The sequence below is a fragment of the Mucilaginibacter lappiensis genome, assembly GCF_050433765.1.
In the GTDB taxonomy this organism is placed as follows: domain Bacteria; phylum Bacteroidota; class Bacteroidia; order Sphingobacteriales; family Sphingobacteriaceae; genus Mucilaginibacter; species Mucilaginibacter lappiensis_A.
Genome location: NZ_JBNPWP010000001.1, coordinates 270,605 through 296,262 on the forward strand (window position 1 = coordinate 270,605; position 25,658 = coordinate 296,262).

A 25,658-nucleotide genomic window follows, 5' to 3' on the forward strand; every position below is an offset into this window, starting at 1 on the left:
TTATATATAACATTTATTTCCTTTTTGCTTTATCCCAGACAGCACTTTGTCTGCCGGCTGCAAAACGGAATATGCCTCTGATTACTGCATAATTCATCATGCAGAAGTAAAAGGGGATAAAGAGTATTTTAACTTTTACCTGTCGCGTTTCCAGCAGCCATCCAAATAAAGACATGCTGTAAAATGCCAGCTGCAAACACAATATGAGCCGAAAGATAAACGGACTGCCACCAGCCGCAACAATTAATATATTTAACAGCAGTACCAATATCATCAGGAATGGCACCACTGTCCACCGCAGCACCCGGTGGCTTATATACTGAAGTGACAGCACCGGCAGCTTAAATGGTAAAAGCAAGCTTTTTAACCAGATGATGGATTGCAGGCCGCCCGCCGCAATGCGCACCTTGCGCTTCATCTCTTCTCCGATATCTTCTGAGGCGGTTTCAAGCGCGTAGGCATCGGGTTCGTATATAATTTTATAGCCTTTTTTAGCTATCAACATGGAGATCATGAAATCGTCAATGATGGCATTTGACGGAACCGGCTGGTACAGGGCTGTTCGTACACTAAACAGTTCGCCAGCGGCGCCTACAACCGAGTAAAGTTCAGAATCCCATATTTTTAATCTGGATTCATATTTCCAATAAAATCCTTCGCCGGCAGTGGCATCGGCATTTTCAGAAATGTGTACCCGCTTTTCACCAGCAACAGCTCCAACTTTCGGGTTGGCATAATGCCTGCAGATATTTACGATGGCCTCAGTGTTTAGAAAAGTATTGGCATCGGTAAAAACGATGACATCCGTATCTACAGCGGCCACCGCACGATGTACGGCCGCCATTTTCCCCATTCGTGCTGCCGAATGCATGTGTTTGATCTGCGGGTATTTTGCCACCATATCCGCTGTTTTATCAGTAGAGCCGTCAGTTATAAAAATAAACTTTAACCTGTTTTCGGGATAAATGAGATCTATGCTGTTCTTGATTTTTTCCTCTATAACCGATTCCTCGTTATAAGCTGCCACAATTAGCGTGCATGTTGGCAGGTTTACCACTTGGGGGATAACGGGTTTTCCGCTTATCATACGTTTGATCTTTATCAAAATAAAGAGTAGAATACCGTATCCAAGAAACGCATAAAAAATGATAAATAAACCTACCCAGAATGTGATGATCATATTTTTTTGATGGGATACCCCAAATTTTTACTGTTCTTGTTGTTAGTCATATTCCACCAAATTGCCCTGAATAGCCACTTAATGAAATCAGTACGTCCCATTTGTACGTATTTTAACAGGTTGCGGGATACAACAATGGTAAAAAAATATAAATAAAATATAATTCTCGCGTGGAAGGGGGCATTTCTGCGGATGAACAGAATCCTGTTCCTGTTCATAAAATACTCTTTTAATACACTGGCCTTCCCCACTGAAACCGATTCTTTGTGATAGATGAGCGCGCCGCTAACCAGCCATATTTCATAGCCCGCCTTTTTAATACGGTCGCACCAATCCATTTCCTCATAATATAAAAAGAAATTTTCGGCCATAAGACCGGCTTTTTCAACGCATTCTTTTCTGATCATCATGGCAGCGCCATGTGCATAGCCCGTGGGGCCGGTTAACTGATCGTACTGCCCTTTATCTACTTCAAACTGGCCTGTACAATAGTTTCGCGCTGTAAAATAGTTCATTGATGTAAACCCCATATACTGCAGCATATCGGGCTGGTCAAAATACCTGATCTTAGGCGATACCATTCCGATGCGCGGATTACTTTCAAGCGTATTTACCAACGTTTCTATAAGCCCCGGTGTAAACACCGTATCGTTATTAACCAGGAAAAGATAGTCGCCGGCGGCTTCTTTTATGCCAAGGTTGTTCCCTCCGGCAAAACCCAGATTTTCCTCCGAGCGGATAAATTTAATATGCGGGTATTTTATAGTCCATTCTGGAACACTATTTACCGCGCTGCCGTTATCAACCACAATAATTTCAACCGGGGAATAATTATTTGTTAAGTCAATTGATGATAAAAGCGCCTGTGTAACGTAACCTTGATTGAAATTAACCGTAATGATGGAAACTGGCTTCATGTAAATAAAAGTTGAAAAAAAACAAAGCTCCTGATGCCCCTGTTTTGTTGAAATTATTAATTAAAATTGAGAATCAAAGCAAATAAGCGGAAAGATATATCAGGTTTGCAAAGCATTGCTGAAAAGGAACTGGCGGTTGAAGAAAAGCTGGATGAGTTGATAGATATGCTTGCCAGGTATCAATTTGATAGCGAAACAGTTAAACAATTTCAACGACGGTTTAACCAGGCTATTGACGATAAATCATTAAATTCGAAGGCAATTGATGCTTTTAAGGCCATCGACAGCAAGGATAACATTTCAAGGACCGAGTTACTGGATGAGTTTAGCATGTTGCTTTTATCCAATAAGATCGACAGTAACATTTCAAGCAGCTATTTAAAAGCTAAAAGAGCGAACAAGTGGATTTTGATGATCACGGGTATCGTGATGATTACCCTGGGTTTGGCAATAATCATTATGCCCGCTCCTCCGGATTTTGAAATGTTTACTATCTTTTATTTTAATCAGGATGATGGCATAACACTAATGGACCTGATTTCGTTAGGTATTATTTTTTCGGGTATATATATGCTGATCAGATCATTTTATAGTAAACATGGCCATTAATCAGATTAAGAAAATATTACTTGTTGACGATGATCCGCTTTTTCTGAAGCTGGTGGGCCAGGTATTTAAAAAATCGGGGTTTGAGTATATAACGGCTCAATCAGCAGAGGAGGCTCTGGAATTACTGCATACAATACCTACGCCCGATATCATAATCTCAGACTATGAGATGTTGAAAATGAATGGACTGGAGTTTCGCACGCATCTCATGCTCGATGCCGCTTATAAGGATATTCCTTTTATTTTTTTAACGTCCTTTTCTGATCATGACCTCGTACTTAAAGGTCTTAATCTGCAGGCTATTGATTATGTAACGAAGGATACATCTGTCAATGTGATCGTATCAAAGGTGAATAATATACTATTTGCTGTTGAAAAACAACGGGAACTTTCCGAGCTCGAAATAAAAAAGGCAGCTAAGTCTCTTAATATTAAATCAATACCAGTTGGTTCTCCTGTAATAAATGGTTATACCATTGATTTTTGGCACCAGGCTTACCATGATATTCCGGGCGGCGATTTTATTGATTTTATTAAAGTGAGTGATACCCACAACTTTATTGTGTTGGGCGATGTCATGGGTAAAAAGTGGATGGCCTGGTTTTTTACTTTTGGTTTTTTAAGCTACGTACGATCGGCCGTAAGGTTTGCGGCTTACAACGGCGAATATTCAACGGCAAAAATTTTAAAGCAGGTAAATGATGTAATTTGTTTTGATGATGTACTGAAAGACATATTATCAAGTTTGTCATTATTGCTGATCAACACCGAAACAGGCCGTATTACTTACTCGGGAGCAGGGGACCTGCCTTTGCTGCATTATGAGACCGCTGCAGGCCAGCTTAAAACTATTGGCTCTCAGGGTTTGTTGTTAGGTTTGTTTGCCAACGGAAATTATGACGAACAGGAGATCATATTACAAAGAGGCGACGGGCTGTTTGTATTTACAGATGGTATGATTGATTTTACAGATAGTACTGGTAAAAAAAGCGATTATGAGCAGTTTTCTAAAAAGCTTGGCAGCTTTTTAGGGCAGGCTGGTAATTTTGAATATTTGAAGGATAGCCTATTTAATAATAACCTGAACAGACAGGTTGACGATCAAAGTATAATCAGCATATATAAAAATTAAACTATGGTAACAATTTATAAAGAAGACGATAATAACCTGTTGCTTAGCCTGAATATACAGGAAGCTAACCTTAACAATGCTGATATATTTAAAGATAAATTGGTGCAGCTTTTTGATCAGCATCAAAAAAGGCTCATCATCAGCATGAAAGCGGTGCAGTATATTGACAGTTCATTCCTCGGTGCGCTGGTGGCAGCTCTTAAATACGTGCTGTCACATAAATCGGATATCATTTTGGTTGATATGCATGAGGATGTCGCCAACCTGTTTTCCCTGATACGCCTGGATAAGGTATTTAAGATATACGGTAGTTTTAACGATGCCATTAACTCACGATAAACGGTATGTACCCCATCGTTCATCAGTTTTCCTTTCAAAATACAAGGTTATCCATCATAACCTCGTTAAGGGAGATTCTTGAATTTATAAACGGGCATTTATCCGGATGTGCCGGCCGGTACACCCGGCATTTTGAAATTGAAATGGTGATTACCGAATTGCTCACCAACGCAATTAAACATACCGGCAATGCCGAAATATCTATTAGCATATCCATCAGCAAAGAATACCTCATTATTGAAAAAAGTGACCACGGAAACCCCTTTAATCCTAATGATTTCTTGTCTCAGTTTACAAACACCGGAAGTAAAGTACAATTAAGCCGGGATGATCTGTACAGCATTTACGCGGTTATTGAAAATGATCACCAGGCGAGGTTTATCTGTGAGGAAAATAAAACCTCCTTGAGTTTTGTTGATATCATGGAGCATTTTGGTTTGCTGATCATTACGCGATCGGCCGAGGAATTTATCTACCGGTATAATCCTGTTACCGGACTCAATACTTTTCGTGTTCATATGCTTTTAAATCAGGATTGATCGTTTGGTCAAGCAGATCAAGTATAGCCGAATCTGTGTTTTTGTCAAATTTTCGGGCAAATAGCTTGCCCGAATTGATAAGTGCAGCTGTATCATATATTGTAAGTGTTTTTGGGCTTACCCCCCCGGCCGACCAGTCGATATACCTCAGATCGTCATTTACCATATGGCTTTGATAGTTGGAATTATAAAGGATGGTTTGGAATATGAACTCGTCGGGAGCCCATGTCAGTTTGATAAAACGCCGCAGTTTAGGATTATGCTGCCAGTATTCCAATAAATAACTTACACATTCTATAGGAATGGTAAACCACTGCGAGCGACCAACCGGAATAAGCCCATTAGGCATGCGGCGTGCCGGGAGCAACTTGTTAACTATACTTTGAAGTATATATCTGCCTTGCATGCGCCAGTTATTAAAATGATATTGCTGTATGCGCGGTAAGGCTTCGGTCCAGTCTGGGTCAAATTGCAGAAAGTTCATAAAAACTTTGCCTGCCTGTTCGTCAAGGAACTGGTGAATAAACGCTGCCGGTTTTAAAGGATAATCCTGCCCGCTTAACAGGTTCAGGTATTGGTAAGTATTTCCGGACGACAAGATCTCTTTAAACCCATTCAAAGTAGCTTCCACCATATTGTATGATCCCCAGTAAACCTTTACCCTGTTTTGAATAAAAAACAAGCCTTTGATGTTTTTTAAATATTCGAAAGGAACAATGGATGTTTTTTTATCAATATGGATATATATATCGGCATCGGGATGCGCCAAACGTGAAATTAACCGTTCCAACTGTTTTGGTTCGTTGTGGGCAAGGATAAGATGGGCCAGTTTCATATATCCGTTTTATAATTCATTAAAACAACATTAAATATTAATACGTATAACACGCAAACAAGGATACCATTTTGTTAACGAATAACCTTCTTGACGATACATTATCAGAACCGTTTATTAAAAAATGACTGCTACAAAAGAAAGATTCGAGGTTCTGGATATTTTCAGGGGTATACTATCGAGCCTGGTTGTGTTTTTTCACCTCAGTGCTTTTTCTGCCACGCCAATTATCAACAACGAGTTTATTTACAATTGCGATCTCTTTGTCGATTTCTTTTTTGTGCTCAGCGGTTTCGTGATCGCCTATAGTTATCGTTTTATAAAAACCGGAAATGAGCTTGGCCGGTTTTATAAAAAAAGGTTCTTTAGGTTATATCCGCTCCATTTTATTGTGTTGCTGATATTTGTAGCCATTGAGCTTTCCAAACATTCGGCATCAGGCTATGTGCACGTTAATAAGGTTGATAATGTAAGCAACAACCTGTACACCTTTATTACCAATGTTTTTTTGCTCAACTCGGTCAAATTTCAGGGTATTCATGATGTAAGCTGGAACATCGCAAGTTGGTCAATCAGCGCCGAGATGATCGCCTACTTAGTTTTTGGCTTAACCATGCTTTTTATCAACCGTAGCGGCTTTACAAAAGGCAGATTGCTCATCTACGCTTTGGTGATCATCGCATCAGGAGCCGTAATATACGTATGCACAGGCGGCTTGAGGTTGATATACAGTTTTGATTACGGCTTTTTGCGCGGCATCATGGGGTTCTTCATCGGCGTGGTTTGCTTTAATATTTTTGACGGCTATAAAATATATCTGCGCACGCTTAGCAATGGTCTGTTTAGCTTCCTCGAAGTGGCCGCGCTGCTCGTAACGGTTGGTTTTGTTTGGTACGGATCTGTTTTTAAAGACTATGGCTTTATTTACGAGTTGTTGTTTTTTGTAACGATACTCATCTTTGCTTTTGAAAAAGGTCGGCTTTCGGCATTATTGAAAAGATCGCGCTTTCTTCACCTTACAGGTCAGTATTCGTACTCCATATACATGATACATACACTTATTCTCAGCCTGTTCAATATCGTATTTATCCGGGTGCTCAAATTTCCGCCTTCAGCTTATGCATATCTTTTTATTTTGAACTATGCCATCATCTGGCTATTATCGGCATGGACATTTAAACATATCGAAATGCGGTTTAATATTTCCACCAAAAAAGAACCCGGTAAAAAAGGGTGGTGGCTCTGGTAGATCGACCTTTTATAGTACTTTGGGAGCGAATGTTTGTTTTACCAAAGCAATAGTTTCATAGTAGCCTGTTTTGAAGATACTTCCATAAGTAAAATTACAGTATTTGTTTAGGGCGAAGTACCCTATGATAGAGCCTGTTATTGTTGGGAACACCGTAGCAAAGGCAATTCCGTAAACATTGTGCGTTAAGGCGATACCCAAAAAATCGGTTGCTATGTTAACAGCAAGCATAACCAGCACCTTATAAAAGTTTACATGCGGACGGTGTATTACATCAAGTGTCAGGGCAAAGAAACGGTCGGCCGGGAATAAAATGGCAAACGTAAGGAAAAGACGGAAAACGTTTGCAGCCTCAGTACCCACATACTTGCCGCCTCCAATAATATAAATTGGCACATCTGCCAGTGCGGCACCAACAAGTGCCACCGGTATCAGGATGATGGATAGCATACCCGCATATTTTTTCATGATCTTTATAACTCCCTGGCGGTCATTTGAATTATATGCTGTCGCCAGTTCGGGCATAGCAGTAACCGCAAAGCTGCGCAGAGGTATCTCAATAAGCTGCATAAGGGTTTGGCCAAGGTTATAAATGGCAAGGGCAGGTTTGCCCAGCATAAAGTTAATAATGAACGTATCGGAAGTGCCAAACATATTGGCGCTTAATGATGTGCCAACACTGAATTTACCAAAATTGTAAATATCCCTGATACATGTTTTGGTACGATATTTAAGATTGCTTACACGTGTCCAGCCTCTTACCAAAGCGTATAAGCTGGTTATCCCATTGGAGAAAAGATACGTAAAAAGCACATTTTGCAGATTAACCTTTTGAATAATGATTAAAATAAGGATAAACACAACAAAACTCCCCTGGTTACACAATCGTATGTACAGCAACTTACCAAAGTGCTGATCGCCCTGTATAACACAAGTAGCCAAAAACCAGGGCAGTGAAATGACATAGTAAACTCCAGACCATTTGAAAAATAATAGAAGTCCTTCATCGGGTATATAGTTCAGGAAAAGAAATGATGTAAGGCTTATGAGTGCCAGCGATCCCGTAACCATAAGCCCAAGTAACCAGGCCGAACCAGAAACCTCACGCGCACGTTCCTCTCCGGAGCCCGCATAAAATTTTATAAAAGCTGTAGTTAAAAACCCCGATCTAAAAGTATCAACCAGTAGAAGTATGGATTGAAAAAACACCCATGTTCCGGCCTCAGTTTTTGATAATGAACGATAGATCAGTGTCATGGTTATCAGCCCCAGACCCGACATGATCACATTACCTGCCAGTGATAAAATATATTTGTTGTGGATAAGATTATAAACTTTTCTAAACATAGTTTCGTAAAAAAATCACTATCTGCAAAGAGAATAAAAACACATCATTCTCCGGGCAGGATATGCAGATTTTAATTATGGATGTAAACGAAAATTATTTCAAGGATGTTACCTTATTGATCACACATTATAATCGCAGCGGGTCGTTGGAGCGATTATTAAATGCTTTCAGAGCGCTTGAAATAACTTTCGGGGATATTGTGGTGTCTGATGACGGCAGCAGGCCTGAAAACCTGGAAAAGGTTAAAGCACTACAGCCGGATTTTAACTTTGAACTGATAACCACTCCGGTTAATAAAGGGCTGGGCAATAATATTAATAAAGGTCAGGACGCCGTGCATACACCCTATACTTTATATGTGCAGGAAGATTTTGAACCCAAGCCGGTTTTTGCGACTCATTTTAAAGATGCCCTGCAGTTTATGAATGAGGATAAGGGCCTGGATATTATAAGATTTTACGCCTATTTTAAGTATCCTTATTTAAAACCCATCGGCAAAGGTTTTTCTGAAATGATCTTTAAACCTTACCTATGGGCAAATAACCATCTGAAATTTTATGTATACAGCGACCACCCGCATCTGCGACGAAGTACATTTCTGGAAAAGTTTGGGCGCTATCCAGAGGGGATTAAAGGCGACCTCACCGAGTATGGTATGGCTGTTTCTTTTATACAGAAAAAGGGGCGGGGCCTGTTCTTTGATCAGTTTAACGAGCTTTTTTATCAAAAAAACTCGCCTGATGAGCCAAGCACCATGGGACGGGCTGGCTGGCGCGAGAGCAAAAATATATTTGCCCTGGCCGCCCGCCAGGTTTACCTGCAGTTTAAATTGTTGAAATGCACTTACGATGTCCTTCTTAAAAAGTAATTTAAATGATGATTCAAGATCAGTTTAGTGCAGTTACTCTATTAATAACACATTACAACAGGAGCCGGTCGCTCGAAAGATTGCTGCAGACTTTTGCCACGCAACAAATAGTTTTTGGCGACATTGTAGTATCTGACGATGGAAGTAAGCTCGAACACCTTGATTATCTCAAGGCAATAAGTGATCAATATAACTTCCGGCTTGTTACAACGCCTATCAATAAAGGTTTGGGTAATAATATTAATAAGGGGCAGGATGCCGTGCAAACACCTTTTACTTTGTACGTGCAGGAAGACTTTGATCCTTTCCTTGGTTATAAACAGCATTTGAAAAACGCGCTGGATATTATGATCGACAGAAATGATATGGATATCGTAAGGTTTTACGCTTACTTTAAGTATCCTTATCTCAAGCCATTCAGGGCGGGATTTTCGGAAATGGTGTTTAAGATATGGTACCCCGGTTATCGCAAATTCCATTGTTACAGCGATCATCCGCATTTGCGCAGAAGTAATTTTTTGCAAAAATTTGGCAGGTATCGTGAAGGTATAAAAGGCGATCGTACGGAATTTCTGATGGCGATGTCTTTCCTTAAAAATAAAGGAAAGGGAATGTTTTATGAGGATTACAAGGGATTGTTTGACCAGCGAAACTCAAACGACGAACCAAGCACCATGACCCTTACGCGTAGTGATTTCAGGCAAAGTTCGAATCCTTTAATCAGCGTTGTTAGGGCACTGTATCGCAATGTTAAACACAGCTATGATTATCTGGTAACCCCGAAAATAAAATGAGCAATCTTACACTTACCCCAATGATTAAAATAAATGAATAGGAAAACGGCTCTAAAAGGCATTCTGGGAGTTGTTACACTTGGTGTTTCTTCAGGGGTATTATATGAATTTTTAAAGTCTGACGGTGGCATCCCTATTGAATTACTTTCACAAAAAAGAGAGTTGATTGCGGCTCTTGCAGGTGTTATTATCCCGCGTACAGATACACCTGGTGCTAAAGATGCCAAAGTGCACGATTTTATCATCAAAATGATAACCGAAAATACAGAGAGAAAAGCGCAAAAATCATTTTTGGCTGGTTTAAGCTCACTTGAACATCATACCTATACCCATTATCATAAACAATTTACGGATTGTAATAACATCGAAAAAAACGAAGTATTAAAGCATTTTGAGGATAAGGGAAACTATTCGCCGGAGATTCTGAACAAAGTAAGGAAAAAGCTTTTTGGTCCATCCTTTTTTTATCAGTTAAGAGATTTAACCGTACAAGGTTACTGTACATCCTTTTTAGGTGCTACCAAAGGTATGGCCTATGATTATATTCCTGCAACTTATGAGGCGTGTATACCGTTAAGGAACAATCAACGGGCATGGGCGACCAAATAATTTAATAATATATGGCTAATACGGGCAATTTTAATTACGATGCTATAGTTGTTGGGTCGGGCATCAGCGGCGGGTGGGCAGCTATGGAACTTTGTAAAAAGGGTCTGAAAACATTGCTCCTGGAAAGGGGGCGGGATGTGAGGCATATTACAGATTACCCAACGGCTATGCTAAATCCCTGGGATTTTGAATACAGGTTAAATAACACACCAAAATTTAAAGCCGAAAGTCCTATTCAATCAACGGGTGCTGATGCCGGTAATGCCCATTTTTATGTTAACGACACCGATAATCCCTACATACAAAATAAGCCTTTTAACTGGTACCGGGGATACCATGTTGGCGGAAGATCATTAACATGGGGCAGGCAGTGCTACCGCTTGAGCGACCTTGACTTTGAAGCTAACATCAAAGAAGGTATAGCTGTTGACTGGCCAATACGGTACAGGGACATTGAACCCTGGTATGCCTGCGTTGAACGTTACATTGGTGTTAGCGGTAAAAAGGAAAATTTGAACCAACTGCCCGATGGAGAATACCTTCCGCCTATGGAGCTGAATTGTATTGAGAACCATTTAGATGCTTCTATCCGTAAAAATAATGGCGACAGATTATTGACCATTGCAAGGGTGGCCAATTTAACCAAAGGCTGGGATAGCCGCGGGCCATGCCAGAACCGGAATTTGTGTTCAAGGGGGTGCCCTTTTGGCGGTTACTTTAGCAGCAACAGTTCAACTATTCCGGCCGCCATGCAAACAGGTAACCTCACGTTAAGACCATATTCAATTGTTGCCGAAGTTTTATATGACGAGCAAAAACAAAAAGCCAAAGGCGTAAGGGTTATTGATACCCAAACTCATGAAAGCTTTGAATATTACGCAAAGGTGATCTTTATAAACGCGTCAACCATTGCTACGGCGGGTATATTACTTAATTCTAAATCCAGCAGGTTTCCGAACGGATTCGGTAATGATAGCGGCGAACTGGGGCATAACCTGATGGACCATCATTCTTCTGCAGGTGCATCGGGTAAATTCCATGGTTATACAGACAGCTATTACAAAGGCCGCAGGCCGTGTGGCTTTTTAATACCCCGTTATAGAAATCTTAAACCTGGCGAAGGGCTTGATTACACAAGGGGGTTTAATATTCAGGGGCATGGCGAACGATCTGAATGGCAGGATAGTATGAATACTAACCAGGGTTTTGGCGCCGATTTTAAAAAAGCTATTACAACTCCAGGTCCGTGGACGGTATGGATGGCCGGATGGGGGGAATGCCTGCCTTATCATGATAATATGATTAGTTTGAACGAGACACAAAAAGATAAATGGGGGCTTCCGTTAATCAATATTGATTTTTTATTTAGGGAAAACGAAACAAAGATGATGGACGATATCCGTAAATCATCAGGCGAAATGTTGGAAGCCGCCGGTTTTACAGAAATAAATGCGTTTAATTATAACAAGCCGGGAGGTAGTACGGTGCATGAAATGGGAACCGCCCGAATGGGAAGATCTCCTAAAACATCGGTATTAAACGGAAATAACCAGATGCATGCCGCAAAAAACGTATTTGTAACAGATGGTAGTTGCATGACATCGTCGGCAAGTCAAAACCCTTCGTTAACCTATATGGCGCTTACAGCGCGGGCCTGTGATTTTGCAGTAAAGGAGCTGAAAAAAGGCAATATCTAAACATTAACTTTCAGGCTATTTCTTTGTTTTTTCAAACTCATTAATAGCCGCATATATTTCCCCTACGTTATTTTCCCAGGTGTGGGTTGCGGCAAATTGTATGCGCTCCTGTTTTTTTTCTGGAGAATTCTCGTTCAGCGCTTTCTCAATCAGTGGTATATAATCCTCTTTAGTAATGCCTAAATAGGTATGTTGCTCAAATACGCTCATAGCTTCGGTTCGGGTGGCAACAACGGGCTTACCCATAGCCAGGTATTCATCAATTTTGCGCGGGTAATTGCCAATGGTAACCTGGTTAACAACCTGCGGGTTTAAGCAAGCATCAAATGAATTAATATACGCCGGGAGCGTATCAGGGTTTTTGCTGCCCAGGAAATGGACATTTTTGAGCTCGTGCAAATTATGCACTTTAAATTGTTCGTCCTCCGGGCCAACCAGCACAATGCTCCAATCGGGTTTTTGCGTAGCGATGTGGTGTAACAATTCCAGATCAAGCCGGATGCTTTGTAACGCACCCACATACCCTATAATAGGCTTTTGAAGACCGATTATGTCTTGGGGTAAAGGTGTGTCTTGCTTATTGGTAAATACTTCAAGATCGCAGCCCTGGCCTACATACCAGGAGTGGGTATTGTATTGTTTGCAATAATTGGCCAGATAGGTAGAATTAGCCACGCACAGATCACTTTTTTTAATAAGCTCCGGTTCGAGTTTTTGGCCGTGAAGTTTCCAGTAATCAACATACAATAAATAATCTCTGGAATAATAGATACTTACGGTGGGCTTCAGCAGTTCTTTTAAATAAAAACACCTAAAGATATCATTGTCATTAAATAATATAAAGTCCTTAAAATCAATCTGTTTTATGACTTTGTTTATAGAGCGGGCAAATCTTTTATTATTTATTTTGTTGAACCAGTTATAAATAAAATTGCTTTTGATCCAATTAATAGATTCTATGAGTTCATCGGGATAATAATTCCACAGGTTTTCGCCGATCTTAACCAGGCCGTCTGTTTTACTATTAATCACATCAATACGTTTTTTAACTTTTGGATCAGCCTTTTGTTTAAGTTTAGTGATCCTGTCAAGCGGCGAATTAATATACAATACCCGGTTGTGTTTGCTAAATTCAAGGGCAATATTTTTGCAATTGCTCCCTATCTCAACATCCCAGGGTTGCTGGCCAACAATTATAATATCCCGGTTACTTATGGTATAATTATCAGCCATTATTATCAGTATTTAGTGTTAATAATGGTTTAGCCTCATTTTCTTGTTTTTCTTTATCAAGCCTGAATAATACCGTAAGCAATGCCATATCTAAAGAAAAATATACGTTTGACGGAAACTGAACAAGCGCCTCCTGCGGAAAATTGGCTATGTTGTAAGCAAAAATTATCAGGAGTATTGCCAGGCAATAAGTTTTAAGTTCGGGGTCCTTTATCTGGTAATAGTTGTTGATGCCCGTTTTTAAAACAGTGAACATTAACATGCAGAAGATAAGGAGTCCCACCCATCCCAGCTCAACAGATACCCTTACATAACCACTGTCGGGCTGAAACTGGGCTACATAGGAGTTGTTACCGAATCTTTTACCCCAGGTACCGGTGGAGCCAAGTCCGAACCCTATTGGGTGTGATAATATATAAGGTTGAATGCGTTTCTGGTTAAATTTTCGCAATTTATAAGATGCATCCTGATTGGGCCTGAACGCGGTTTGAAAACGAGACAGATTTGGATCGCCGGTGGGAACGTTTATCAATATAACCAGGAAAGCGAATGCTATGCCTGCAAATATGAGCACCTTGCGGTTATATTTTAAAATGGCGAAAAGAAATACAGCTGCCGGAACCAGCACGTTAGCGCCCCTTGTACCCGAATAGAGCATCGAAACCAGGAATAACACGGTTAAACCACCCAGAATTATTTTTTTCCAAAGCTTTAAATTCCCCGATATAAGGCTGATGCAAAAAATTGCCGACATGGACATGTTATAAGCAAAGGATACCGGATCTGAAAAGATAGAGAATTTGCGCCAGTGCCCGTCAATAAGTAATAACGATGCAATGCCAGGATCGGAGTGAAGATAAGCTTCTTCGGCATCCGAAAACCCGATGTATTCCTGTTTTACGGCATATAGGGCAGCAAACAGGCTCATAGCAAGCCAGATCTTAAATATCAGCCTGATGAATTTTACCGACCTGATATTATACAGGAAAACAAAGTAGCTCAACATTACAATGGCCAGTGATCGTATGGTGTATAACCATGCAACCCTTGATTCGGCTGAGGGGTTTGCGATTTCAAGCAGATTATAAACTATCCATATCACTATCATGGTGCTGATAGGGCCTTTCAGTATTTCCCAGTTATGCTCTCTTTTTTGGGCAATCAGTACACCCAGCATCAGCAGCGCCTGCATAACATCCATGATAACGCCTATTGGTCCGGATACGCCTATGCGCATCAGTAAAAAAAGCAGGTATGCCATTATCAGCACTACTATAATACCGAATTTAGGATAAACCACAATGGCGTAAACGGCGGGGAGGGCTACAGCTGTTACAATAAACAGCACCCCGAATGTGGCACCGAATTTAGCTATGCCAAAACCTAATACCGCTGCCAACAGGATAAAAAAAGTAATACCCACGCGGTTGTACAGTTTTTCTGCCAGCACTGTTCTCCTTAAGATCTGCCAGAAACCTACAACCTTTTTTGGGGCAAATAGCGGTTCTTTTACTGATAGCTGCGGTTTATCCACTACAGGAATAATATTTTAATGATGAAAAAAAATACACTTATAAATGCTACTACCAATGCTACTATACGCGTAATGTGATCAATTTTACGCTGAGCGTTAGCATCTGGCTTTTTGCCCTTTATTGCTTTTTCAGATGGCTCAATTCTCATCGCTTTTTATAATTTGATCAATAGTGCCGACATGGTAATGTTGGGTAGCTACAGACCGTTTATTTGCGCCGCGTGCTTTTAATAGCGACAACACCTGGTAAAACATAAACCTGGGGATATTGATGAGCGATTGGTAAACGCGTTTATCGGTATCTGATTTGGTTAATGCTAAATAAAATCCACCTATAAATACAGCGAAACCTGCTGTCCATAAAATAAGTGCTGTTGTACTCATGAAAGCATTAATCAACAGGCATATCACCGAAAGTAACAAGAAGATAAACAGGGGAGGGCGTAATAAAATCAGCCCAAACAGAAACTGGTTAAAGCTGCCTTTAGAAATGCCTTTACCAATAAGCGTAAACCCAAATTTGAAATATCTGAACCAAGTATTGATCCAGCGCGAACGCTGATTAACGAGCTGATGGGGGTTGGTGGTTTTTTCGTCGTAAACTATGGCCTTACCGGTAAAAGCTATCCTAATATTACGGCCAACGATCGCCGATTGCAGTATCTTGTCAAAACCGGCTCCCGTAATATCCAGGTGCTCCAGGCACTCGCGGTAAAGCGCCACAGTAAACGCCATCCCTGAACCTGCCAGCGTAGCCGATGAGCCCGCTTTGAACAATATCCTGCCATCATAAAAATGATAGTAAATATCCCGCGCTGCGTCAAGGCAGGCATAGGTGGTATCCAGGTTTTTTGCTTCGCGGATACCCTGAACCGCTAAATACCCCCGGTTAAAGCATTTGTTCAGTTCGCACAGGTAATCGGGGTGAGCAAGATTATCACTATCAATTATGGTGAGGCGGTCATGTTGGCGTTTGAAATTGTTGATGGCATAAAAATGCGACCGTGTATTACTGGCCAGTGTTGTTTCGGGGCGAAGTATGATTACCCGGGAATCATCAAAATGCAACTTGCTTACGTCACATTTGTCAGCTACAATATAGATCAGGTAATTACTGTAGTTGAGCGCAAGCAGTGAGTTTACAGCAGCGGGTATATGTGTAACCTGCTCGTAAGCCGTTATAATAATGGCGTAATCGGCTTCCTGTTCCTCATGAGAAAGCGCTGCGTTGCTTTTTTTTAATAACGACAAAAGATAGATGCAAACAGGTAAAACAAGATTGTAGCCAATCAGTACCTGTAACAAAATCCATATGATTTCTATCACCGTCATTTTTTAGGTTGATTCAAGGTTTGTTAGCTCATCCCGGTTAACTGTGTTAAGGATCCATCCGGAAAATTTATCATGCAGGTTTTTAAGGTAAGCTATATGTTCCCTGTCTGTACGACTGATGGTTTTTCCGGCTTCAAAAACAGTTATTACCTTATCGGCAAACATGGTCCATTCCTTTGATTTATTCAGTGTTTCCAGTGCTGGAGCTTCAATAATGATTACATCAAAGGCTGTTTTCAGAGCTGATAGTTTTAAGCCTATTTGCTGAACATCGCTTTCCTCAAGTAAAGACCTGCCATGTCCTTTATTTCCAAGTAATGAGATCCGGGTATTTGCTTGTAGTAAAGACACATCATCAGAACCTTTTAAGAAGTCTTCCAGATAAACTTTAGTTTGGGTTGAATTTGTAATATCGGGATTGTTAAAATTGCCATCTATCAATAACACTTTTTTGTTGATAGATGCGTAAGCATAGGCCAGGTTTATAGCTAAAAAAGTTTTTCCCTCAGCCTTTGTTATGCTATTGATAAGCAATGTTTTGCCGCTGGCAAGCTCATTATCTACCTCAAACCTTATGGACTGCATAAGGTTTCTGAATTGCTTAAATTCATCTGTTTCGGTTTGCTCGTTCCAAATATCTTTCAGATCAATTGATTTGCTCTTGAGCAAATTAAGGTAGCCTAAAACAGGTATTTTGGTACGGTTGGCAAGTTCATGCGGATTTTTAATGGAATGATCAAAAAAGAACAGGATAAACAACACAACAATACAAAAGGCAAAACTGATAATGAAGCTCAGAATTACCAGTAGCATTTTTTTTGAGGGTAGGGCAATTCCGGGTTCTGCTCTTTCTATCAACCGTAGCTGGGTAGAAAAATTGGATACCATACTGGCCTGGTTATACCTTTGTAATATTTCAAGGTATTCCTGACTCGCTACGCTGATGGCACTTTCATAAGCCTGTATGGTACCTTCATGAGGTACAAGGCCGTTAAATTCATTATATAAGCGTGAGAGTTCGCCATCTATGGAACCTGTGCTGTGTTTTGCAAGCTGATGTTGGATCTGTAAGCCCAGTTTCTGATCAATCAGGTCTTTTTTAGTTGACATTGGGTTTAAAACATACTTATCAGACAATTGCGAAAGCTGCGTTGATACGACTTTGTTAAGCGAGTCGATCCGGGTTTTGTATTTTGGGTCAAAATTGTTCTGAACATATTTGTCATTCGCAGCCTGCAGTTCATCCCTGGTTGACAGGAGTTGCTGGGTTACAGCAATTTTACTGCTTTCCAAATATTTACGGTCGGCAGGGTTAAACTGTTGATCAATGTTATTGATGGCAGCCTGTGTAGCCTGTATGTTTTTTTGTGCTTCCTCCCGGCGGGTTTCAAAATCAGCCATCTGCCCATATATACTTTTGGCTTTTTCGTTAAGATTAAGTACGTGATTCCTGATTTTGTATGCTTTCAGGTTGGCCATTCTTTTGTTCAAGGAATCTTCCTTGGCACGTAAAAGCGCACCTAAAAAACCTACAGCCTTACGCTGGTTTTCCTTTACCAGCAGGGTGTAATAGTCAATAAATTCCATGCAAAGGATATTCACCACAATGGCAGATAATTCCGCATTTTCCGAATCAAAGTGAACCGTGATATAATCACTATTCTGAACCCTGTAAACCTGCAGCGTTTTGAGTATCGACTGATCATCATAATGCATAGATACCACCAATTTATTTAGCCGGTTTTGGTCAGGATTAAATAAGGAAAGGCCGTCGCGGGTTTTATACAAACTGGTAAGAGTGCTCACGGCACGCTGTTTTTCGTTTGTGCTTAATTCTTTAAACAAAGGGCTTGGGTCACGGTAGGGCTTATCACTCGTTAAATCATGTATGATCAGTTTGTATGCAAGCTGATCGAGCATTTTTTTGGATCTCAGCATCTCGGTAAGATTGCTGAACTCCTGGTTTATCTGTGATTCCTGCGCATTGTTATTATTTAAAAGTTGCTGTGTCTGATCAACTATTCCGGTTGCAATTCGGGCCTCAGATGAGTAGGAATCGGGCTGATTATGCACCAGGAAATAAGTTATAATAACGGTAATTACCGGAATGACAATTAGTGTTAGTTTATGCCTTTTAAGGATTTTGAAAAAATCACTAAATTCCATCTATTTTATGTTTTCCAGTTTAGTGCCTAATAGTTCTTCAAGGTCGGCCTTAGCAGTGAAAAGATTAGCTTCAGCCTGTATCTTGGTTTGCTGGTGTTCGGTATATTGTATTTGCATTTTGTTATAATCTTCAAAAGTCAATTCGCCTTTTTGAAACCTGTACTTAGCGTCCTTTAACGCACTTTCAGTCTCCAGGGTTGACCTTGTTTGTAATTTTACCTCGGCTCCGCGTTGTATATACATATAATATCTCTTTTTAACTTCGGTAGTAAGGGTTATAAAATATTCATCCTGGTCGTTATGGGCTATAGTAAGCTCCTCCCTGGCCTGTTTGATAAGCGACGGCTGCGAAACCAGTGCGCCGATGTTCAGAAATATTCCTGCCTGAAAGCCCTTGAAATAACTTGTTGTAGGATTTACAGGGTCAATAGTATTGTTAACACCCGGTTGATATATATAGGAAACAGTAAATGCATTAAGCAACCCGGCTTTTGTTTTAGATATATTGGAATTAGCAATATTGATGCGGTTTTGATACGAACGTACCCTGGGGTAGTTCTTTTTAGCTGTATCTATCAGTTTGTTGACATAAGTATCAGATAGGTCTTGGATAATGCTTAATTGTGCCTTTGCGTCTGGTCGAAAGAAAAGATTTAACAGGAAAATAAAAGTTAGAAATTTTTTAAAAGACATAGTTATTCTTTTTGCTATTTAATGACCATTAGGCCATCTGCCCGTCCTTAAATATGTTATTGGCATATCTACGGGAATGCTTCACATTTTGTTTAGTAAATGACATCAATTTTTATATAAAAGTTAAAGCTCTCCTGTGAATGCTTTCTTTTCTTTAAAATATTGATGATTGTTTTATGTTAACAAGCTAAGTAGGATAAAATCCAAAAAGGGAATGAGTTCTGAGCTTCGCGAAATGAAAATACTTGAGAGGATGATGTTAATAAGGTATCCTCCCAAGTATTATAAGGTTTAGTTGATAATGTTATTTAGTATATAAAAAGCTTGTATTGCGATAGCCAGATGCCGTGTTGCTGTACCAATCGGTGTAAATAGTACCGCCAGACGCTGCCCATTCGGCAAAGTGAAGATATGCTTTAGTTATGCTCGCCCCTTCAATTGGATATTGAATGGCTGTTGTATAACTTATCGCCCATGGACCGTTCTCTTTTGATAAGTAATATTTACCACTTGCCGGTACTGAAGCATCATCATCTGTGTTAAACAGTTTGGTGTCGACTTTATCGGTTGGCGCATAACCGGGCAGGTGAACTTCGTAACCACGGCGCAGGTTGCTTATCAGGAACGGATTAAACGATGACGCTGTAAGGTTTGCCTGATCAACCGGAGAAGTAAAGTTAACCGTTACTGTAGTAGTTGTACCGTCTACCTTGTCTTTTGTTGGCACGGTATTGATCAGGTACGAATTGTCTGGATACTTCAAAACATTGTCATGATTATCAAACGGAATGATAACCGCTTTGCTTTGGCCGCTTTCAACACCGTTTGATGCCATTGTAATGTAGTTACTTGTAATTTTTTGCCCTGTTACTGATGATACAGATGAAGCAGCTACAGGCAGTTGAACACCAAAGCCATTTTTAAATGAGGCCCCTGCAGCTACCGGCACAAATTCGCCGCTTAATGATACTACCTGGTTTTTAGCATTGCTTATAAATGTATAACGGTAGTTAACTATAAGGTCGTTTAAATCGTAGTCGCCTTTTTTTGGCCAGTTATCTTCAAAAGCAACCTGAGCATAAGTACTTGATGAAGGATAATAACTAATGTATGCTTTTGTAGCATCATTTGGATAAGCGTCCAATTCGTCAAGTACCCCATCGCCATCTTTATCACCGCCATCATCAATAGCAGGAATACCATCATTAGATATTGCAGTTATAGGGTTGGCGGTAGCATAAACAACAAGGTCATTAAAGTCGTTGTCTGAACCCGATTGGCGGTTGGAGTCTTCAAATCCCATCAGGAATAATTTATGAACTGCATCATACAGCATCACACTATGTTTGCGGGCAGCTGCAGTAGATTCCGGGTTGAATTTATCGTTTGAGTAAAATTTGGTTGCACTGGTGTTCACACCGCTACCTGTCCATGCATCCTGGAACAGTACAAATGCAATGGTTGTACCAGCTTCAAAAGTACCCAGTTTTACCTTATCGCCACTTTTTAAGCCGCCACCTGAGCCAGTGGCCGAAGCGTTAGGGAAAACATAAGTAACTTCATCAATACCGCCGAACAATAGGCCGCCGGTTGCCTGTGTTGGCGGATTGTTGGTTTTGTAGGTATAATAGCCCAGCCCGTTTTTATAAGCAGCTCCCTCAGATACAAAGGTTACCCATATGTCTGATTTCGCTGTAACGTTGATAGTTGATGTAACTGATGAAGTAAGGTATTCGGGGTGAGTGGTGGTTAATGACTTTGCTTCTGGCAGAGAAGCATTGATATATGATAATAATGAAGCGTCAATAACATCGCCTGTGCTCAGCAAATAAGCCGGCCGGCCCAGATTGCTTGGACTTGTGAATGCATTTGAAGCTGAGTAGCCGTTTGGATAAGAATAATCTACACCCAATAAGCCTGTTGTGTGTAAACCCGAAGTTGGTGCATTGCCGGTTGTTTTAACAGTTACATCTTCAGGGATGATATCACCAGAGTAACCTTCAGTGCCACCTATAACAACGGTTGTTGAAGTGCCGTTAATGGCCGCGGTAGCGTTGCGTATTAAACCTACGTATGATGGGTCAATAATCAATTGGGTAAGGTAGGTGGGTACCGTAACTTTACCTTGCAGTTTACCGGCGGCATCGGTTACACCTTTAAATATAGGTGCCCCGGTATTTGCAGGGTCGTAAACACTAACCACTACACCTTTCAGCGCCTGATTGTTATTAGAAAGAAGCGTGACACTTAGGTTTACTTCTTTTGAGGTTGTGAAATTAAACCCGTCGGGAGCAATTTTCTCTATTGGGGTTTTAATGTCGTTATTATCCGGCGTGCGGTTCTCCTTTTTACAGGATATAAATCCGGTAGTTAAAATTATTAACAGAAGGGTATTTAATTTTTTCATGTAAATTAATTAGTGTTGTTATACGCACTTAGCCAACTTTTGTTCCAATATTATATAACCTTCATTTTATATATAAAAAGCTGCGAATAGTGTGGAGTGAGAAGTATATGAGCGGCATTATTTTCTACACATAGTGGGGAATTTTTGCTTTTTGAGCAACTTGAGTGGGATTCAAACAGGATGTTACACCATTGCTTATGCTTTCATAAATAATGGAAATTAAAATATCTTAAGTGATATTTATTAAAAATAATATCTGTTGCAAGTTGGGGTTGGTGTAATTATAAATTAACATTACAAATTAATTTATAATTTAAGATCATTCATCCTTTGCCACAATATCATTAATAATCATATCGGCGTGGATACGGGAGTTTTCAATAAACCATAAATGGGTATCCATACCACCACAAACTACACCGGCCAGGTATAAACCGGGCAGGTTGGTTTCCATGGTTTCGTGATTGTATTGCGGAATGAACTTATCTTCAGATAGTATGATGCCCAATTTTTTCAGGAAATTGAAATTAGGTTTATAGCCCGTCATAGCCATTACATAATCGTTGGGGATGGTGATTATTCCTTCGGGAGTTTTAATATCTACTTCATGCTCGCGGATAGCCTGAAGGTTGGAGTTAAAATAAGCCTTAATACAGCCTTCTTTTATCCGGTTGATGATATCGGGGCGTACCCAATACTTTACACGGTTGCTGATCTCGCTGCCACGTACCACTAAAGTAACTTCGGCGCCTTTACGATAGGTTTCGAGGGCAACATCAATGGCCGAATTACTGGAACCAACCACTACCACTTTTTGCAGGGTATAATAATGCGGATCCTTGTAATAGTGTTTTACTTTTGGCAAGTCCTCGCCGGGGATATCTAAATTAACTGCGATATCATAAAAACCGGTAGAAAGTATTACTCTTTTAGCCTGATAGCTTTTTTTGCTGGTGGTTACGGTGTAACTGCCATTCTCTTTTGTTACGTTGGTAACCTCCTCAAATAAATGAATAGGCAGGTGGTTTGAAAGGGCAACCCGGCGGTAATACTCCAATGCATCGGCACGGGTTGGTTTATTATGTACAGTGACAAAAGGCACCCCGCCAATCTCCAGTTTCTCAGAAGTGGAGAAAAAGGTCATGGTTGACGGATAATTGTATAGAGAGTTAACCAGGCAGCCTTTTTCAACAATAACAAAACTTAAACCTGCTTTTTGAGCAGCCAAACCGCAAGTTAAACCAATTGGGCCGCCGCCTATAATGAGTATATCGAGCATTTATATATTATTAAGACTTTTAAAGAAATTTGAAACCCGCAGAAGGTTTTAAGCCTTTTTGCCATGCCGGCAAAAATAAGAAAATAAAAAAAGGGTAAGCTACTTTTATCGCGCCGCTCAACTCTCTACCCTTGCTGCGTTCCCGCCCTGGGGGAGTTCAAGAGGAGCTGGCCGTAAAAGACTTACCCCGGCGCAAATATAGAAAAAGGTTTGCTTTTGGTTAATAAATTGTTAAAAAAAGATAATTATCTATCGTTTAGACCATTATCTTTTTGATCGCTTACTTTTATTAAAGTATAGCGGGGGAAGCAGTTGATCTTTTACTCAAATGGAGCCTTTTATATTCCTTGTAATGGTCAAACAGTTTGCCGCTTTCCTTTTCTAATATGGTCAGGAAATCAACTTTAAATGAATCTTTATATTCAATTTTTTGAAAATAGGGCCATAAGGTATTAAAAAACGCAGTAGGTATTTTCCTGGTAATGGTAATATGGGGGTTGAGCCTTTTATTTATCCTTAATGCCTGTTTAATACTATCGAACCAATATTTTGTTTCTTCATCTAACTCTAAAGCCGCATAAATAGTCCTGAAATTTGGTCCATGTACAAAAAAATCAAAACCGGTGATCTTTAATTCATGAGAGGGTATGGTTCTGATCTTGAAATCCATCAATTCGTAAAATGCCCTTAACGCGATGGGTTTTTGCGTAAACTTGTCAACTTCATCCCTGATAAAGTCAACAGAAATATGCGCTTTGGCATACATGCCAGGAAATTTCCCTATGTGTTTACCACATGAGCGCTTGAACGCGTTTATTTTTTTATCCACATGCTCAGGAGCCGGAATAATGGTGAGGTAATCTTTGTAATCCATGATGTTTGGTTAAAAAAGATTGATTTGATTTTGTAGTGTTATGTCAGCAATGGCTTGTTTGCTGATAATAGCTTCTGCATTTAATAATCCTTTATTACTTTTAAACTCAAAAGTTTTAAATGCCATCCATTGGGGCGAGGGTGTAAATGTTTCGCGCTTCAGTATCTTAAGCTCATTTACCCAGAATGGCTCTACCAGTTTTTTATGTCTGAAATTGGGCCACAACAGGTTAAAATCATTCTCCGGAATATCCCTCACTACGGTAATATGCGGTATGATTGTTTTTTTAATGCTTAGTTTTTTCTTTAACAAGGTAAACCATTCATCTACCGAGGGTGTGATCCTGATATGCGCATAAATGGTCATCTTGCTGTGCAGATGGGTGAAATATTTAAACCCGTCAACATGTAATAAAACCGGTGGCATTTCATTTATGCTTTTTTCGAGTTTTAAATGATTAGTATCCGCCATAAATGGTTTCTGACGTTCTAAATGATGTACAGAGATATGCGCCGGCGAATCCATGCTTTTGTAATTGCCAATTAATTTAGCAGAAGCTTTTTTATAACGGGTAATTTCATGTTTCACATATTCAGGCGGCGAAAGCAGCATTAAATAATCCTCATACATATACATGGCAGCTGTTTTTAATAAAACAAAAATGCTAATATTTTTAGTAAATTACAAGAATAATTTTCATATTTGTGCATGGATGCTAAGCGGCATATAGTACATATTGATCTTGATTCCTTCTTTGTATCGGTTGAGCGTAAGTTTAATCCCGAACTGATAGGCAAAGCGGTGATCATTGGTGGCTCTGCCGAAAGGGGAGTGGTGGCCTCGTGTAGTTATGAGGCGCGTAAATATGGCGTGCACTCGGCTATGCCTACCCGTCAGGCTTTAAAGCTTTGTCCACATGCTATTGTGCTCCATGGCACGCATGGCCGCTATTCAGAGGCATCGCGCGAGGTAACACAGATCATCCATGACTCGGTACCGCTTTATCAAAAAACTTCTGTTGATGAGTTTTATATTGATTTAACCGGTATGGAGCGTTTTTATGATTGTTACCAGATAGCATCAAATCTGCGTCAGAAAATTATCAGGGAAACCGGGCTTCCCATATCCTTTGGTATGGCTTCGGGGAAAACAGTAGCAAAAATGGCAACCAACCAGGCTAAACCCAACGGCGAATTATTTATTAAACATGGTGAGGAAATTCAGTTTTTAGCACCGCTGAACATCGGAAAAATACCCGGGCTTGGCGAAAGCACCTGCCAAAAATTGTACCAGTACGGTATTGAAAAAATTGGCGACCTTCAAAAAACAAACATCCGTTTCCTGGAAGCGGTTTTTGGTAAGGCAGGCAGGTATCTTTGGGAAAAGGCTCATGGTATTGATGACAGTGAGATAGTGCCATACTCCGACCGTAAATCCATATCAACCGAGCATACTTTTAACAATAATATAAACGACCAGCGTACATTGGAAACTATCCTGGTATCCATGACCGAAGAACTATCGGGCAAGTTGCGCCGGGAAAATAAGCTATCATCATGTATGGCTATAAAAATACGCTATGCTAATTTTGAAACCCATACCCAGCAACAAAAAATACCGCTTACCGCGGCCGAGCATATATTAATACCGGGAGTAAAAAACCTGCTTAAAATGGCATGGAACCAGCACCGGCCCATCCGGCTGATAGGGGTAAGGCTTAGCAATTTATGCACAGGCAGTTACCAGATCAATTTATTTGAGGATAATGAGGAGCGCATCAGGCTTTACCAGGCCATGGACAAGATCAATTTTAAGTTTGGCGATAAAACCGTTTGCCGCGCCGCGGGTATGGAAATAGGTACCCGGAATTTTAACCCTTTTCTTAAAGACTGAGTGCTGGTTATTTGAACCTTCTGGCTCAGGATCCCTTTCAGGAGACCCTGAGCGAATAGAAAATATCATTTCGAAAGAGCCAGCGGGAGGAATGAGGGTAGTGCGAAAGAGAAATCTTCTACACCATGCAA

24 protein-coding genes and 1 other RNA gene are annotated in these 25,658 nt (G+C 40.3%); 10 read left to right on the forward strand and 15 right to left on the reverse strand.

Annotated elements, in window-relative coordinates; genetic code table 11:
• Nucleotides 1-13: 13 nt before the first annotated feature.
• Both M2273_RS01265 and M2273_RS01270 read right to left on the reverse strand, forming a co-directional pair.
• Complete coding sequence (locus M2273_RS01265) at nucleotides 14-1,180, reverse strand: glycosyltransferase family 2 protein (RefSeq protein ID WP_429391982.1); 1,167 nt, start codon at nucleotides 1,178-1,180, stop codon at nucleotides 14-16.
• Nucleotides 1,177-2,097: a glycosyltransferase family 2 protein gene (locus M2273_RS01270; protein ID WP_429391984.1), complete on the reverse strand. Its 921-nt coding sequence runs from the start codon at nucleotides 2,095-2,097 to the stop codon at nucleotides 1,177-1,179. The genes M2273_RS01265 and M2273_RS01270 overlap by 4 nt, the downstream gene beginning before the upstream one ends.
• Nucleotides 2,098-2,163: 66 nt before the next feature.
• On the opposite strand from M2273_RS01270, the gene M2273_RS01275 reads away from it, so the two are divergent.
• Genes M2273_RS01275 through M2273_RS01290 form a run of 4 tightly spaced genes read left to right on the forward strand, consistent with a single transcriptional unit; the run spans nucleotide 2,164 to nucleotide 4,716 of the window.
• Nucleotides 2,164-2,706, forward strand: a complete 543-nt coding sequence (locus M2273_RS01275) for a hypothetical protein (RefSeq protein WP_429391987.1) — start codon at nucleotides 2,164-2,166, stop codon at nucleotides 2,704-2,706.
• Nucleotides 2,696-3,838, forward strand: a complete 1,143-nt coding sequence (locus tag M2273_RS01280; protein ID WP_429391989.1) for a PP2C family protein-serine/threonine phosphatase — start codon at nucleotides 2,696-2,698, stop codon at nucleotides 3,836-3,838. Before M2273_RS01275 ends, M2273_RS01280 begins: the two co-directional genes overlap by 11 nt.
• A 3-nt stretch (nucleotides 3,839-3,841) precedes the next feature.
• A complete protein-coding gene (locus M2273_RS01285) occupies nucleotides 3,842-4,177 on the forward strand; it encodes an STAS domain-containing protein (protein ID WP_429391991.1) in 336 nt (111 codons plus the stop codon).
• A gap of 5 nt (nucleotides 4,178-4,182) precedes the next feature.
• Nucleotides 4,183-4,716 carry an ATP-binding protein gene (locus tag M2273_RS01290; RefSeq protein ID WP_429391994.1) on the forward strand — a complete coding sequence of 178 codons (534 nt, stop codon included), beginning with the start codon at nucleotides 4,183-4,185 and terminating at the stop codon, nucleotides 4,714-4,716.
• Here M2273_RS01290 and M2273_RS01295 read toward each other — a convergent pair.
• Nucleotides 4,676-5,551 (reverse strand): beta-1,6-N-acetylglucosaminyltransferase, encoded by an 876-nt coding sequence (locus M2273_RS01295; RefSeq protein ID WP_429391996.1) that lies wholly within the window; start codon nucleotides 5,549-5,551, stop codon nucleotides 4,676-4,678. The two genes, M2273_RS01290 and M2273_RS01295, sit on opposite strands and share 41 nt — an antisense overlap.
• A 124-nt stretch (nucleotides 5,552-5,675) precedes the next feature.
• On the opposite strand from M2273_RS01295, the gene M2273_RS01300 reads away from it, so the two are divergent.
• Entirely contained in the window at nucleotides 5,676-6,800 is a 1,125-nt protein-coding gene (locus tag M2273_RS01300) for an acyltransferase family protein (protein ID WP_429391999.1), read from the forward strand.
• Between the two features lie 9 nt (nucleotides 6,801-6,809).
• Here the strand turns inward: M2273_RS01300 and M2273_RS01305 are convergent, their stop codons facing one another.
• Nucleotides 6,810-8,147, reverse strand: coding sequence for a lipopolysaccharide biosynthesis protein (locus M2273_RS01305; RefSeq protein ID WP_429392001.1), 1,338 nt, complete (start codon nucleotides 8,145-8,147; stop codon nucleotides 6,810-6,812).
• 77 nt (nucleotides 8,148-8,224) lie between these two features.
• On the opposite strand from M2273_RS01305, the gene M2273_RS01310 reads away from it, so the two are divergent.
• The 4 genes from M2273_RS01310 to M2273_RS01325 are packed head-to-tail and all read left to right on the forward strand — an operon-like array spanning nucleotide 8,225 to nucleotide 12,116.
• A complete protein-coding gene (locus M2273_RS01310) occupies nucleotides 8,225-9,016 on the forward strand; it encodes a glycosyltransferase (RefSeq protein ID WP_429392004.1) in 792 nt (263 codons plus the stop codon).
• A 5-nt stretch (nucleotides 9,017-9,021) separates the two neighbouring features.
• Nucleotides 9,022-9,810, forward strand: a complete 789-nt coding sequence (locus M2273_RS01315; RefSeq protein ID WP_429392006.1) for a glycosyltransferase family 2 protein — start codon at nucleotides 9,022-9,024, stop codon at nucleotides 9,808-9,810.
• A gap of 33 nt (nucleotides 9,811-9,843) precedes the next feature.
• Nucleotides 9,844-10,419: a gluconate 2-dehydrogenase subunit 3 family protein gene (locus tag M2273_RS01320; protein WP_429392008.1), complete on the forward strand. Its 576-nt coding sequence runs from the start codon at nucleotides 9,844-9,846 to the stop codon at nucleotides 10,417-10,419.
• Nucleotides 10,420-10,430: 11 nt separating this feature from the next.
• Entirely contained in the window at nucleotides 10,431-12,116 is a 1,686-nt protein-coding gene (locus M2273_RS01325; RefSeq protein ID WP_429392010.1) for an FAD-dependent oxidoreductase, read from the forward strand.
• A 15-nt stretch (nucleotides 12,117-12,131) separates the two neighbouring features.
• Here M2273_RS01325 and M2273_RS01330 read toward each other — a convergent pair whose 3' ends face one another.
• The 11 genes from M2273_RS01330 to M2273_RS01380 form a co-directional block, all read right to left on the reverse strand.
• On the reverse strand, nucleotides 12,132-13,349 hold the full coding sequence (locus M2273_RS01330; RefSeq protein WP_429392011.1) for a glycosyltransferase: 1,218 nt from the start codon (nucleotides 13,347-13,349) through the stop codon (nucleotides 12,132-12,134).
• Complete coding sequence (locus tag M2273_RS01335) at nucleotides 13,342-14,883, reverse strand: O-antigen ligase family protein (protein ID WP_429392013.1); 1,542 nt, start codon at nucleotides 14,881-14,883, stop codon at nucleotides 13,342-13,344. Before M2273_RS01335 ends, M2273_RS01330 begins: the two co-directional genes overlap by 8 nt.
• The gene (locus M2273_RS01340; RefSeq protein ID WP_429392016.1) at nucleotides 14,883-15,032 is read right to left on the reverse strand and encodes a hypothetical protein; all 150 of its coding nucleotides are present in this window, start codon (nucleotides 15,030-15,032) and stop codon (nucleotides 14,883-14,885) included. Before M2273_RS01340 ends, M2273_RS01335 begins: the two co-directional genes overlap by 1 nt.
• Nucleotides 15,022-16,215 carry a glycosyltransferase gene (locus M2273_RS01345; protein WP_429392018.1) on the reverse strand — a complete coding sequence of 398 codons (1,194 nt, stop codon included), beginning with the start codon at nucleotides 16,213-16,215 and terminating at the stop codon, nucleotides 15,022-15,024. The genes M2273_RS01340 and M2273_RS01345 overlap by 11 nt, the downstream gene beginning before the upstream one ends.
• Before the next feature lie 3 nt (nucleotides 16,216-16,218).
• Nucleotides 16,219-18,381, reverse strand: coding sequence for an exopolysaccharide transport family protein (locus M2273_RS01350; RefSeq protein WP_429392021.1), 2,163 nt, complete (start codon nucleotides 18,379-18,381; stop codon nucleotides 16,219-16,221).
• Nucleotides 18,382-19,074, reverse strand: coding sequence for a TolC family protein (locus M2273_RS01355; RefSeq protein WP_429392023.1), 693 nt, complete (start codon nucleotides 19,072-19,074; stop codon nucleotides 18,382-18,384).
• 304 nt (nucleotides 19,075-19,378) lie between these two features.
• Nucleotides 19,379-21,481, reverse strand: coding sequence for an LruC domain-containing protein (locus tag M2273_RS01360; RefSeq protein WP_429392024.1), 2,103 nt, complete (start codon nucleotides 21,479-21,481; stop codon nucleotides 19,379-19,381).
• Nucleotides 21,482-21,800: 319 nt separating this feature from the next.
• Nucleotides 21,801-22,760, reverse strand: a complete 960-nt coding sequence (locus tag M2273_RS01365; protein ID WP_429392026.1) for a YpdA family putative bacillithiol disulfide reductase — start codon at nucleotides 22,758-22,760, stop codon at nucleotides 21,801-21,803.
• A gap of 89 nt (nucleotides 22,761-22,849) precedes the next feature.
• An RNA gene (ffs, locus tag M2273_RS01370) (signal recognition particle sRNA small type) lies at nucleotides 22,850-22,948 on the reverse strand.
• Between the two features lie 101 nt (nucleotides 22,949-23,049).
• Nucleotides 23,050-23,634: a hypothetical protein gene (locus M2273_RS01375; protein ID WP_429392028.1), complete on the reverse strand. Its 585-nt coding sequence runs from the start codon at nucleotides 23,632-23,634 to the stop codon at nucleotides 23,050-23,052.
• A gap of 9 nt (nucleotides 23,635-23,643) precedes the next feature.
• Nucleotides 23,644-24,270, reverse strand: coding sequence for a 2'-5' RNA ligase family protein (locus tag M2273_RS01380; RefSeq protein WP_429392031.1), 627 nt, complete (start codon nucleotides 24,268-24,270; stop codon nucleotides 23,644-23,646).
• A gap of 72 nt (nucleotides 24,271-24,342) precedes the next feature.
• On the opposite strand from M2273_RS01380, the gene dinB reads away from it, so the two are divergent.
• Nucleotides 24,343-25,527, forward strand: a complete 1,185-nt coding sequence (gene dinB, locus M2273_RS01385) for a DNA polymerase IV (RefSeq protein ID WP_429392033.1) — start codon at nucleotides 24,343-24,345, stop codon at nucleotides 25,525-25,527.
• Nucleotides 25,528-25,658 lie beyond the last annotated feature (131 nt).

Coding starts and splice junctions, on each gene's coding strand:
- M2273_RS01265 (WP_429391982.1), bottom strand. CDS start 1,180: ATGATCATCACATTCTGGGTAGGTTTATTTATCATTTTTTATGCGTTT.
- M2273_RS01270 (WP_429391984.1), bottom strand. CDS start 2,097: ATGAAGCCAGTTTCCATCATTACGGTTAATTTCAATCAAGGTTACGTT.
- M2273_RS01280 (WP_429391989.1), top strand. CDS start 2,696: ATGGCCATTAATCAGATTAAGAAAATATTACTTGTTGACGATGATCCG.
- M2273_RS01285 (WP_429391991.1), top strand. CDS start 3,842: ATGGTAACAATTTATAAAGAAGACGATAATAACCTGTTGCTTAGCCTG.
- M2273_RS01290 (WP_429391994.1), top strand. CDS start 4,183: ATGTACCCCATCGTTCATCAGTTTTCCTTTCAAAATACAAGGTTATCC.
- M2273_RS01295 (WP_429391996.1), bottom strand. CDS start 5,551: ATGAAACTGGCCCATCTTATCCTTGCCCACAACGAACCAAAACAGTTG.
- M2273_RS01300 (WP_429391999.1), top strand. CDS start 5,676: ATGACTGCTACAAAAGAAAGATTCGAGGTTCTGGATATTTTCAGGGGT.
- M2273_RS01305 (WP_429392001.1), bottom strand. CDS start 8,147: ATGTTTAGAAAAGTTTATAATCTTATCCACAACAAATATATTTTATCA.
- M2273_RS01310 (WP_429392004.1), top strand. CDS start 8,225: ATGGATGTAAACGAAAATTATTTCAAGGATGTTACCTTATTGATCACA.
- M2273_RS01315 (WP_429392006.1), top strand. CDS start 9,022: ATGATGATTCAAGATCAGTTTAGTGCAGTTACTCTATTAATAACACAT.
- M2273_RS01320 (WP_429392008.1), top strand. CDS start 9,844: ATGAATAGGAAAACGGCTCTAAAAGGCATTCTGGGAGTTGTTACACTT.
- M2273_RS01325 (WP_429392010.1), top strand. CDS start 10,431: ATGGCTAATACGGGCAATTTTAATTACGATGCTATAGTTGTTGGGTCG.
- M2273_RS01330 (WP_429392011.1), bottom strand. CDS start 13,349: ATGGCTGATAATTATACCATAAGTAACCGGGATATTATAATTGTTGGC.
- M2273_RS01340 (WP_429392016.1), bottom strand. CDS start 15,032: ATGAGAATTGAGCCATCTGAAAAAGCAATAAAGGGCAAAAAGCCAGAT.
- M2273_RS01345 (WP_429392018.1), bottom strand. CDS start 16,215: ATGACGGTGATAGAAATCATATGGATTTTGTTACAGGTACTGATTGGC.
- M2273_RS01350 (WP_429392021.1), bottom strand. CDS start 18,381: ATGGAATTTAGTGATTTTTTCAAAATCCTTAAAAGGCATAAACTAACA.
- M2273_RS01355 (WP_429392023.1), bottom strand. CDS start 19,074: ATGTCTTTTAAAAAATTTCTAACTTTTATTTTCCTGTTAAATCTTTTC.
- M2273_RS01360 (WP_429392024.1), bottom strand. CDS start 21,481: ATGAAAAAATTAAATACCCTTCTGTTAATAATTTTAACTACCGGATTT.
- M2273_RS01365 (WP_429392026.1), bottom strand. CDS start 22,760: ATGCTCGATATACTCATTATAGGCGGCGGCCCAATTGGTTTAACTTGC.
- M2273_RS01375 (WP_429392028.1), bottom strand. CDS start 23,634: ATGGATTACAAAGATTACCTCACCATTATTCCGGCTCCTGAGCATGTG.
- M2273_RS01380 (WP_429392031.1), bottom strand. CDS start 24,270: ATGTATATGTATGAGGATTATTTAATGCTGCTTTCGCCGCCTGAATAT.
- dinB (WP_429392033.1), top strand. CDS start 24,343: ATGGATGCTAAGCGGCATATAGTACATATTGATCTTGATTCCTTCTTT.